The sequence below is a fragment of the Lysinibacillus sp. PWR01 genome (assembly GCF_043359455.1).
Lineage (GTDB): Bacteria > Bacillota > Bacilli > Bacillales_A > Planococcaceae > Lysinibacillus > Lysinibacillus fusiformis_F.
The window spans coordinates 37,447-47,520 of sequence record NZ_JBHERJ010000052.1 but is presented as its reverse complement, the minus strand read 5'-3'; the positions used below and the strand labels follow the sequence as shown (position 1 = coordinate 47,520).

General features: G+C 39.0%; 9 protein-coding genes. 8 read left to right on the top strand and 1 reads right to left on the bottom strand.

What is annotated here, in order from left to right; translation table 11 throughout:
* Positions 1-251 precede the first annotated feature (251 nt).
* From ACEVFT_RS10520 to ACEVFT_RS10510, 3 genes are all read left to right on the top strand, one after another.
* Positions 252-419 carry a hypothetical protein gene (locus tag ACEVFT_RS10520; RefSeq protein ID WP_205444244.1) on the top strand — a complete coding sequence of 56 codons (168 nt, stop codon included), beginning with the start codon at positions 252-254 and terminating at the stop codon, positions 417-419.
* Positions 420-708: 289 nt separating this feature from the next.
* A complete protein-coding gene (locus tag ACEVFT_RS10515; RefSeq protein ID WP_205444243.1) occupies positions 709-2,280 on the top strand; it encodes a flagellar assembly protein A in 1,572 nt (523 codons plus the stop codon).
* Entirely contained in the window at positions 2,273-3,001 is a 729-nt protein-coding gene (locus ACEVFT_RS10510; RefSeq protein WP_205444242.1) for a glycerophosphodiester phosphodiesterase, read from the top strand. The genes ACEVFT_RS10515 and ACEVFT_RS10510 overlap by 8 nt, the downstream gene beginning before the upstream one ends.
* A gap of 47 nt (positions 3,002-3,048) precedes the next feature.
* Here the strand turns inward: ACEVFT_RS10510 and ACEVFT_RS10505 are convergent, their stop codons facing one another.
* Positions 3,049-3,285 (bottom strand): DUF2627 domain-containing protein, encoded by a 237-nt coding sequence (locus ACEVFT_RS10505; protein WP_004231186.1) that lies wholly within the window; start codon positions 3,283-3,285, stop codon positions 3,049-3,051.
* 387 nt (positions 3,286-3,672) lie between these two features.
* On the opposite strand from ACEVFT_RS10505, the gene ACEVFT_RS10500 reads away from it, so the two are divergent.
* From ACEVFT_RS10500 to ACEVFT_RS10480, 5 genes are all read left to right on the top strand, one after another.
* Positions 3,673-4,767 carry a Leu/Phe/Val dehydrogenase gene (locus ACEVFT_RS10500; protein WP_205444240.1) on the top strand — a complete coding sequence of 365 codons (1,095 nt, stop codon included), beginning with the start codon at positions 3,673-3,675 and terminating at the stop codon, positions 4,765-4,767.
* 178 nt (positions 4,768-4,945) lie between these two features.
* Complete coding sequence (gene lpdA / locus ACEVFT_RS10495; RefSeq protein WP_393949621.1) at positions 4,946-6,373, top strand: dihydrolipoyl dehydrogenase; 1,428 nt, start codon at positions 4,946-4,948, stop codon at positions 6,371-6,373.
* An 86-nt stretch (positions 6,374-6,459) separates the two neighbouring features.
* Complete coding sequence (locus tag ACEVFT_RS10490) at positions 6,460-7,476, top strand: thiamine pyrophosphate-dependent dehydrogenase E1 component subunit alpha (protein WP_205444237.1); 1,017 nt, start codon at positions 6,460-6,462, stop codon at positions 7,474-7,476.
* Positions 7,476-8,459, top strand: a complete 984-nt coding sequence (locus ACEVFT_RS10485) for an alpha-ketoacid dehydrogenase subunit beta (RefSeq protein ID WP_016993882.1) — start codon at positions 7,476-7,478, stop codon at positions 8,457-8,459. Before ACEVFT_RS10490 ends, ACEVFT_RS10485 begins: the two co-directional genes overlap by 1 nt.
* A 171-nt stretch (positions 8,460-8,630) precedes the next feature.
* Positions 8,631-9,968 carry a dihydrolipoamide acetyltransferase family protein gene (locus tag ACEVFT_RS10480; protein ID WP_205444235.1) on the top strand — a complete coding sequence of 446 codons (1,338 nt, stop codon included), beginning with the start codon at positions 8,631-8,633 and terminating at the stop codon, positions 9,966-9,968.
* The last annotated feature ends 106 nt before the right edge of the window (positions 9,969-10,074 follow it).

Below are 10,074 nucleotides of genomic sequence, written 5' to 3'. Positions count from 1 at the left end.
TTTAAAAGGGCGCTTTTTTTGTTACTTGAACAAATGCTGTGGAAATATCTGTGGCTGTCCTTTAATATTGAAACCGTTAAAAGAAAGTCTAAATCAGATAAAAATGCACGATATATGCATGAATAGTGGATTTAAAGTCATATCCTAAAGATGAATAGTGAAGGGTAATAGGTCGTTTGATACCTCACATCGTTTCGTTATACTTATAGTAGGTGATTAAAATAAAAAGTGTAAATTTTCAACTAGATCAAATGAATTCGCTCGAAATCACACAGATAGAGGAAGATCTATTTGAGGTACGTTTAGCATTCGATGGTAAATTAAGTATGCATTATATGAGTCGACAGCAATTGCTACAACTCGGTTCTACTTTCCAAATTGAAAGTAATATCAATGAATTCATGGTTAAAAAGACCTAATATAAACGATGGTTTAGCGAGAAGCAACCAAGATATCTGTCCTTGGAAGATCATTTGTTCAAAATAGCCTAATGGAATTACTTTGAATTTATCGGTAATTTTAATAAAAAAACTCAAAAACAAGAAATTTAGTAGTATTAAATGCCTTCTTTTCTTTATGAATAATAAAATATCGTCTCATGTTTTAATGATTAAGTGGTACTATTTTCTTTCTCGGTAGTGACAATGGTCTCTAAACAAAAGTAAGTGGATTGTATATACTTACATATAGAGGGAAGGAGGAGGTAGCTTGATTCTAGTTCGAAACGAAAACTTCGAAATTTCTGAGGAAAATGGCAAGGTATATATGCTTACTTTTAGCGCTGGTTTCCCATTAAAAGAATTTGATAGCATCCTACGTAGTCATCCACGACTGAAATTATCTAATTTTTCAATTTTAAAAAATGTGTTATCAACCCAGAATACCAATCCTGTTGAAATTGGACGCTGGCTTCCGAACATTGAAGCAGAAGTGGCACGTGATAAGATGTCAGCCTCTGTTTTTATATATGAAACGCTTGAATATATTCAAAACAATAAAGAGAAATTAACACAACAAATCCGAGAAACATTGAATGAAAATGGAATTGTGCACGGAATATTGGATTTTGATATATTGAAGGCTGAACCAGGAAAAGCATTTTTAATTGCTCAAGGAGAGCAACCTATAGCGGGAATAGATGCACAAATTACATACTTACCTAAACCAGAGAGAAAGCCGGTCATTCGTGAAGACGGTAAAGCGGATTACTATGATATGAATTTTATTTCGGAAATTTCAGAAGGCTCTTGGCTAGGTGAAAAGATTCCTGCTACATTAGGTAAACCGGGGAAAAATGTGCTAGGTCAAGTAGTTGCTGCTGTACCTGGACGAGATTATCCTATCAAATATGATACAAAATCGGCCTATGAAGTGGAAGAAGACGGAAAAGTAGTCATTCGCTCGAAAATCGCTGGCGTTTTAGATGATGTCAAAGGCATGATTGGTGTAAACAGACACCTTCCTATAAATGGTGATGTTGGAGTGGAAACAGGTAACCTTGAATTTAATGGCTCACTCAGTATTAAAGGTACAGTAACAAATGGCTATACGGTTATTGCAACTGGTGATATTTCCATTGAGGGAGCGGAGGGTGTAAGCGGTGCCAAGCTTATTAAATCCATTGAAGGTGATGTCTATATTCGTGGTGGAATCTTTGGGCTTGGTTCAACAGTGGTAGAAGCAGGTGGCAATATATTTGTTAAACATGTGAATGAAGCAAATTTATTTGCTGCTAATAGTATTCATATTGGTTTTTATGCACTAGGATCACAGCTTTCTGCTCATTCTATTTATGTGGACGAACGAAAAGGTAAAATTATTGGGGGGCGTGCAGTAGCTAAAAATACGATTGTTACGGCCATTTCAGGGAACCGATTAGAGCGTCGAACAGATTTGATAATAGAAAGTATTAATAAGCAGGAGAATAACTCCGTGATGCAAGAAAAAGCAGCACAGCTAAAACAATTGCAGACAGAGATTTCAGCACATGAGAATAGCATGAAAAATTTATTGCCTTTCCTCAATCAAATGTCAAAAGAACAATCAGCCTCATTTGAAGTAACAAAGCAAGCCTTGACTAAATTAAAGGCCGAAGCGATTACATTAGATCGTGAAATTAAATTATTAATGGATGAAATGCGTCATGTAGGGAAAGAAGAGATTGTTGTGACAAAAGAGGCCCATCCTGGAACTTATATTCAAATTGGTAGAAAATCATCTTTATTAAGCAAGATGACGAATGGCAAATTCCTGCTAGAATTCGGTGAGTTAAATGTCTAAGGTAGCTTTTATTCCTGTTTTTGCACATCGAGGAGCTTCTGCTTATGCATTAGAGAATACCTTTAAAGCTTTTGAAAAGGCATTAGAGCTAGGGGCCGATGGAATTGAACTAGATATTCAATTCTCAAAAGATGGATTACCTGTAGTGTATCATGATCCACAGTTATCGAGGTTAGTAGGCACGAATAAATTGGTAAGTGATTGTACGATGGAGGAGCTTCTGCGCTTTAAACTTGGCAAGCCTTGGAGACGTCTATTTTCGTCGTATAAAATGCCAGCGTTTGAGGCAGTTTTAGCATGGGCAAATACACAGCAGATGCCATTGAATATTGAATTAAAATCAACGATCCTGGATAATAAGAGCGGGCTCATTCATTTCCTAAGAGGATTAGCGCTGCCAGAGGGTAGTCATTTTTCATCCTTTCACTATGAGCTTTTAGAGATCGTAAAAAAGCAGAGACCAGAATTTGAAACGGCCCTTATTGCCACGAAAAAAATAAAATGGGATCTTCTAGCTGATTATAAAGCCGCTGATAGTGTGCATATGCATAAAAGGTACTACAAGCCAAGATACTTGGAGGCCTGTGTTACAAGTGAAAAAGCATGTCGTTTTTATGCCATTGATGGCTCAGAATCATTTTTAACCAATACGCATCCTTCTGTCATTGGTTGGATTACGGATTATCCTGATAAAGTCATCACAACACAGCAACGAGTATAAAAATAGCTATCCAGTAAGTCTCGCGTGACTTATATGGATAGCTATTTTTATTTTTTTTGGAAGCGTGGTGCTACTTTTCCATTTTTTCGATCGCGATGCAGTAAAAATCCAGCGAAAAACCCAAAGCCTATTACGAAGAAAATGACACCAACTACAAATTGTAGCCATAAAAATGGGAATGGTGAAATGAGCTTACCAAATAATGTATCACGCATAAATTTAATGCCACCTGCAGCCATAAGACCTGGAATAAGCATTACAATAAATGCAGCTAAACGGGCCATGCATACCCCTCCTTATTCCTATGATTAATTGTACCTGTGGATGGTGGAATGTCAAGGAACGGTATAAATCAATATAATATTTTTGCCTAAAAACGAGGCAGGACAGAAAGTAGCGATTGTAACAGAATGTTTAGAAAATTCTTACTTAAATAAGAATATGTAATAATAGTTGCGAAATTGTGAATTTGTCAGTATTGTAAAAATAAGTGGAGCAATATTATCCATTACTAAACAATTTCTTCTTCAAGTTTTAGGGTCTAAACACCTACTGAATAAGAGGAGCTCAGGATTTGCTGAGTGAGGACGCTATGTAGAAGTGATTGTTAGATAAAACTTGATTGGATGGGCATTTGGGGATGCACTTTCCAAAGCAAAGGGGCGAGTTTCATGGAAATCTTCAAGTATATGGAAAAGTATGATTACGAACAATTGGTATTTTGCCAAGATGAAGCATCAGGGTTAAAAGCGGTTATCGCTATCCATGATACAACACTTGGACCAGCACTAGGTGGAGCACGTATGTGGACATATGCGTCAGAAGAAAATGCAATTGAAGATGCATTACGTTTAGCACGAGGAATGACTTACAAAAATGCTGCGGCTGGTTTAAACCTTGGCGGTGGAAAAACGGTCATTATTGGTGACCCATTTAAAGATAAAAATGAAGAGATGTTCCGTGCGTTAGGTCGTTTCATCCATGGATTGAATGGCCGCTATATCACAGCTGAAGACGTAGGTACAACGGTATCGGATATGGATTTAATCCATGAGGAAACAGATTATGTAACAGGAATTTCTCCTGCATTCGGTTCTTCAGGTAATCCATCTCCAGTAACAGCTTATGGTGTTTACCGTGGTATGAAAGCAGCTGCAAAAGAAGCATTCGGTTCTGACTCACTAGAAGGATTAAAAATTTCTGTACAGGGTCTTGGAAATGTAGCCTACAAGCTTTGCGAGTATTTACATAATGAAGGAGCAAAACTTGTTGTAACAGATATCAATCAGGCTGCCATTGATCGAGTTGTGAATGACTTCGATGCAATTGCAGTGGCACCAGATGAAATCTATGCGCAAGAAGTTGATATTTTCTCACCTTGTGCACTAGGTGCAATTTTAAATGATGAAACAATTCCGCAATTAAAAGCGAAAGTGATTGCTGGATCTGCTAATAACCAATTAAAAGATTCACGTCATGGTGACTACCTACATGAATTAGGTATCGTCTATGCACCAGATTATGTAATCAATGCTGGTGGCGTGATTAACGTTGCAGATGAATTATATGGCTATAATCGAGAACGTGCAATGAAACGCGTTGATGGCATTTACGATAGTATTGAAAAAATCTTTGCTATTTCAAAACGAGATGGCATTCCAACATATGTGGCAGCGAACCGCTTAGCTGAGGAACGTATCGCTCGCGTAGCGAAATCTCGCAGCCAATTCTTAAAAAATGAAAAAAATATTTTACATGGTCGCTAATTTACACGGTTGATACATGATGAGAAGTCGCATTGTCGACTTCTTCTATTTTCAACAAGAAATAGGGCATTAATGAAGTAAAGCTAAAGATCCTCTAGGACAAGGACTGACTGCTAAAAAATGGCTTGGTAATTGTTTAATAGAATCTTTAGCACTTTTCTCAATAGGGGGAATAAACATGGCTCAAAATTATGATGTTGTCATTTTAGGTGGAGGTACAGGTGGGTATGTTGCAGCCATCCGAGCTGCTCAGCTAGGCTTGAAAACAGCCATTGTAGAGCGTGAACGTTTAGGTGGTACTTGCTTGCATAAAGGCTGTATTCCAAGTAAAGCCTTACTTCGAAGTGCAGAAGTATATCGTATGGCGAATAAAACAGCTAGCGAATATGGTGTCGATATTGAAGGTGTGACATTACAATTTGACAAAGTTCAAGCGAGAAAACAAGCAATCGTTGAGCAATTAAGTCAGGGTGTGAATACACTGATGAAAAAAGGCAAAATAGATGTTTATCATGGTACAGGGCGAATTTTGGGTCCATCTATTTTCTCACCTATGCCGGGTACGATATCTGTAGAAATGTCAAATGGCGATGAAAATGAAATGCTTGTTCCTACAAATGTTGTCATTGCAACAGGCTCAAAGCCTCGTGGTATGGCAGGGTTAACGGTAGATGGGCAATATGTGCTAAATTCCGATCATGCTTTAGCGTTAGAAAATTTACCAAAGTCATTGCTAATCGTTGGTGGCGGTGTTATCGGAATTGAGTGGGCATCTATGTTATGCGATTTTGGTGTATATGTAACAGTTGTAGAATATGGGCCATCCATTTTACCAGCGGAAGATGCGGACATTGTTAAAGAAGTGACGAAACAACTTGAAAAACGAGGAGTTCGTATTGTTACGAATGCTCGCTTAGATACAAATACATTCAAAATTGAAAATGATAACGTTTTCATTTCAGCGAAAGTGAATGATAAAGAAGAAATCTTTGAGGCTGATAAATTATTACTTTGTGTAGGGCGTGAGGCGAATACGCAGGGTATTGGTTTAGAAAATACAGAGATTGAAGTGGAAAACGGCTTTATTAAAGTGATTGATTCCTATCAAACGAAAGAGTCTCATATGTATGCCATAGGAGATGTGATTGGTGGCTTACAATTAGCACATGTTGCTTCTCATGAAGGGCTTTCAGCTATTGAGCATATAGCAACAGGGAAAACAGAGAAATTGGATGATTTGAAAGTACCAAAATGTGTTTATTCCTATCCAGAGGTTGCCAGCATTGGCTTAACAGAGAGTGCTGCTAAAGAACGAGGATTTTCATTAAAGATTGGTAAATTCCCGTTTAAGGCCATTGGTAAAGCATTAGTAAATGGAGAGACAGAAGGCTTTGTCAAAATTATTGCTGATGAAGAAACCGATGATATTTTGGGTATTCATATGGTAGGGCCACATGTGACAGATTTAATTGGAGAAGCATCCTTAGCGAAAGTGTTAGATGCAACACCATGGGAAATAAGTCAGGCTATTCATCCACATCCATCCTTAAATGAGGTGTTAGTGGAATCTGCTCTTGCAGTGGATGATCGTGCTATCCATTTTTAATTTTCTGAATTTCGTAACTAACATATCCAAATGTGGGGATATAGGATAAGATAGTTATTTCTCTATAATACGAAAGGGGTGTTCGTATGCAAGATGTTCAAATCAAACATGAAGATTTAGGTTTGTCAAATGAAGATGTACTTGCTATGTTCGAAACAATGTTAATGGCCAGAAGATTAGATGAGCGTATGTGGTTACTAAACCGTTCTGGTAAAATTCCGTTTGTAATTTCTTGTCAAGGCCAGGAGGCAGCACAAGTTGGAGCAGCCTTTGCACTTGATAAAAATAAGGATTATATTGCACCATATTATCGTGATATGGGTGTTGTTTTACATTTTGGTATGACACCGAGAGAATTGATGTTATCTGCGTTTGCCAAAGCAGAAGATCCAAACTCTGGTGGTCGTCAAATGCCTGGTCACTTTGGGCAAAAGAAAAACCGTATTATAACAGGATCATCTCCTGTTACAACGCAAGTTCCACACGCAGTTGGTGTTGCACTTGCTGGACGACTACAAAAAGAAGATTTTGTTTCATTCGTTACACTTGGTGAAGGTTCATCCAACCAAGGGGACTTCCATGAAGGAGCAAACTTTGCAGGTGTTCATAAGCTACCAGTCATTATTATGGTAGAAAACAATCAATATGCTATTTCTGTACCAGTGGAACGTCAACTAGGGTGTGCAAAAGTATCTGATCGTGGGATTGGCTACGGAATGCCAGGTGTGACAGTTGATGGGAAAAATCCGTTACAAGTGTATAAAGTGGTGAAAGAGGCCGCAGACCGTGCACGTAATGGGGAAGGTCCAAGCTTAATCGAAACAGTAACATATCGTTTAACAGCCCATTCATCAGATGATGATGACCGTCAATACCGTACGGCTGAAGACATTGCAGAAGGCAAAGCAAAGGATCCAATTGTCTTATTTGAAAAGTATTTAATGGATGCTGGTGTGATGACAGACGCAATACGTACTGAAATCGAAGAGCGTATCATGGCAGAAGTAAATGAAGCAACTGATTATGCAGAAGCGGCTCCATATGCACAACCAGAGCATGCACTTAAATATGTTTATGCACCAGTGGACGGAGGTGACATGTAATGGCAGTAATGTCTTATATTGATGCGATTACATTAGCAATGAAAGAAGAAATGGAACGTGACGAACGAGTTTTCATTTTAGGAGAGGATGTTGGTCGTAAGGGCGGTGTATTTAAAGCTACTACTGGACTATACGATCAATTCGGTGAATACCGCGTGCTTGATACACCTCTTGCAGAAAGTGCGATCGCTGGTGTAGGTATCGGTGCTGCGATGTACGGTATGCGTCCGATTGCTGAAATGCAATTTGCTGATTTTATTATGCCAGCTGTCAACCAAATCGTCTCAGAGGCAGCTAAAATTCGTTACCGTTCTAATAATGACTGGACTTGTCCAATGGTTATCCGTGCACCTTTTGGCGGAGGTATTCACGGGGCACTATACCATTCACAATCTGTTGAAGCACTTTTTGCCGGTACGCCTGGTTTGAAAATTGTCATTCCATCAACACCGTATGATGCAAAAGGTTTGCTGAAAGCTGCTATTCGTGATGAAGATCCAGTATTATTTTTCGAACATAAACGTGCCTATCGTTTAATTAAAGGGGAAGTACCATTAGATGATTACACGTTGCCGATTGGTAAAGCAGATGTGAAACGTGAAGGAGATGACGTGACAGTCATTACCTATGGTTTAGCTGTCCACTTTGCACTACAAGCGGCAGAGCGCCTAGCTGCAGATGGTATTTCTGCTCATATCCTTGACTTGCGTACAGTTTATCCTCTCGATAAAGAAGCAATCATTGAGGCTGCAAGTAAGACAGGTAAAGTATTGCTTGTCACAGAGGATAATAAAGAAGGTAGTATCATGAGTGAGGTTGCAGCAATTATTGCAGAGCATTGTTTATTTGAGCTTGATGCACCAATTCAACGTCTAGCAGGACCTGATGTGCCAGCCATGCCATATGCACCAACGATGGAGAAATATTTCATGATTAATCCTGATAAAGTGGAACGTGCTATGCGAGAACTTGCTGCGTTCTAATAGATCACAACAAGGCTGAATGAAAAAAGCGAAAGCCTCAGACGGAACAACAGATTTTTACTTTGAATAAAAGAAAGTCAAAATCTGTCTAATTGCCTATCTACGTTTAATGTTTTTAGCGCTGCATCAGGTACAATGACGCCTAGGCTTAATTGATGGGAGGAATAAAGGATGTCGGTTCAAAATATTACAATGCCACAGCTCGGCGAAAGTGTAACAGAAGGTACAATTGAAAAATGGCTTGTAAAGCCTGGAGATACAGTAAAAAAATATGATCCATTAGCAGAAGTTGTTACAGATAAAGTAAATGCTGAAATCCCCTCATCATTTGAAGGGGTTATTACGGAGCTTCTTGCACAAGAAGGTCAGACATTACCAGTTGGGGCAGTCGTATGCTCGATTGAAATAGCAGGAGAAGGCGAATTACCAGCACCGCCACCTGAAAAAAAATCGGCAGTAAGTACGGCTATTTTAAATGCAGGTGTTCAAAAGAAACAGGAGGCACCACAGCAGGTGGCACCTCCAGTAGCTGCACCAAAAGAGGCACGTACGAGTAAAGTGCGTTACTCACCAGCTGTTCTTCGACTTGCACAGGAGCACGATATTGCATTAGACCTTGTAACAGGAACTGGCGAGGGTGGTCGTATTACAAGAAAAGACCTGTTAAAGCTAATTGAAACGGGTAATATCCCAACGGCAAATGATGTGGCACCAGCACCAACAGCTGTTCAAACAGCATCAGCGCCTACATCAGCGCCTCAGCAACAAGTGGAAAAAGCAGCTGCACCTGTACAACCTGTTCATCCAGGAGATATCGAAATTCCGGTGACGAAGATCCGTCGTGCCATTGCGAATAATATGGTGAAAAGTGTCCATGAAGCGCCGCATGCTTGGATGATGATGGAAGTGGATGTAACAGATTTAGTCACTTATCGTGATAGCTTAAAGAATGAATTTAAGCAAAAAGAAGGCTTTAATCTTACATATTTCGCCTTCTTTGTAAAAGCGGTTGCTCAAGCTTTAAAGGAATTCCCGATGCTGAATTCTATGTGGGCGGAAGATAAAATTATTCAAAAACATGACATCAATATTTCGATTGCAGTAGCAACGGATGATGCCTTATTTGTACCTGTTATAAAACACGCAGATGAAAAATCCATTAAAGGAATTGCTAAAGAAATCCATGAACTGGCTATCAAAGTCCGTACAGGGAAATTGGCGATGGATGACATCACTGGTGGTACATTTACAGTGAATAATACAGGTGCATTTGGCTCTGTTCAATCAATGGGCATCATTAATTACCCACAAGCAGCGATCCTTCAAGTGGAAAGTATTGTAAAAAAACCGGTCGTTTTACCAGGTGGAATGTTTGCTGCACGTGATATTGTGAATTTATGTTTATCTTTAGATCATCGTGTGCTTGATGGACTTGTCTGTGGTAAATTCCTAAATAGAGTGAAAGAAATACTCGAAAATACAAATAAATCTTCAACGTCAGTCTACTGATGACTCGTCGGAAACCTGCTGTATAAGGGTTTCCGATTTTTTTTATGCTTTTCGAGTCGCAATTTGTCATGTAGAATAACAAATAGAAACTACTAAGGGGGGAAGC

What these genes read in the sequence shown, in the direction of transcription:
- ACEVFT_RS10500 (WP_205444240.1), top strand. Translation starts at nt 3,673, where the DNA reads ATGGAAATCTTCAAGTATATGGAAAAGTATGATTACGAACAATTGGTA.
- ACEVFT_RS10520 (WP_205444244.1), top strand. Translation starts at nt 252, where the DNA reads ATGAATTCGCTCGAAATCACACAGATAGAGGAAGATCTATTTGAGGTA.
- lpdA (WP_393949621.1), top strand. Translation starts at nt 4,946, where the DNA reads ATGGCTCAAAATTATGATGTTGTCATTTTAGGTGGAGGTACAGGTGGG.
- ACEVFT_RS10510 (WP_205444242.1), top strand. Translation starts at nt 2,273, where the DNA reads ATGTCTAAGGTAGCTTTTATTCCTGTTTTTGCACATCGAGGAGCTTCT.
- ACEVFT_RS10490 (WP_205444237.1), top strand. Translation starts at nt 6,460, where the DNA reads ATGCAAGATGTTCAAATCAAACATGAAGATTTAGGTTTGTCAAATGAA.
- ACEVFT_RS10505 (WP_004231186.1), bottom strand. Translation starts at nt 3,285, where the DNA reads ATGGCCCGTTTAGCTGCATTTATTGTAATGCTTATTCCAGGTCTTATG.
- ACEVFT_RS10480 (WP_205444235.1), top strand. Translation starts at nt 8,631, where the DNA reads ATGTCGGTTCAAAATATTACAATGCCACAGCTCGGCGAAAGTGTAACA.
- ACEVFT_RS10485 (WP_016993882.1), top strand. Translation starts at nt 7,476, where the DNA reads ATGGCAGTAATGTCTTATATTGATGCGATTACATTAGCAATGAAAGAA.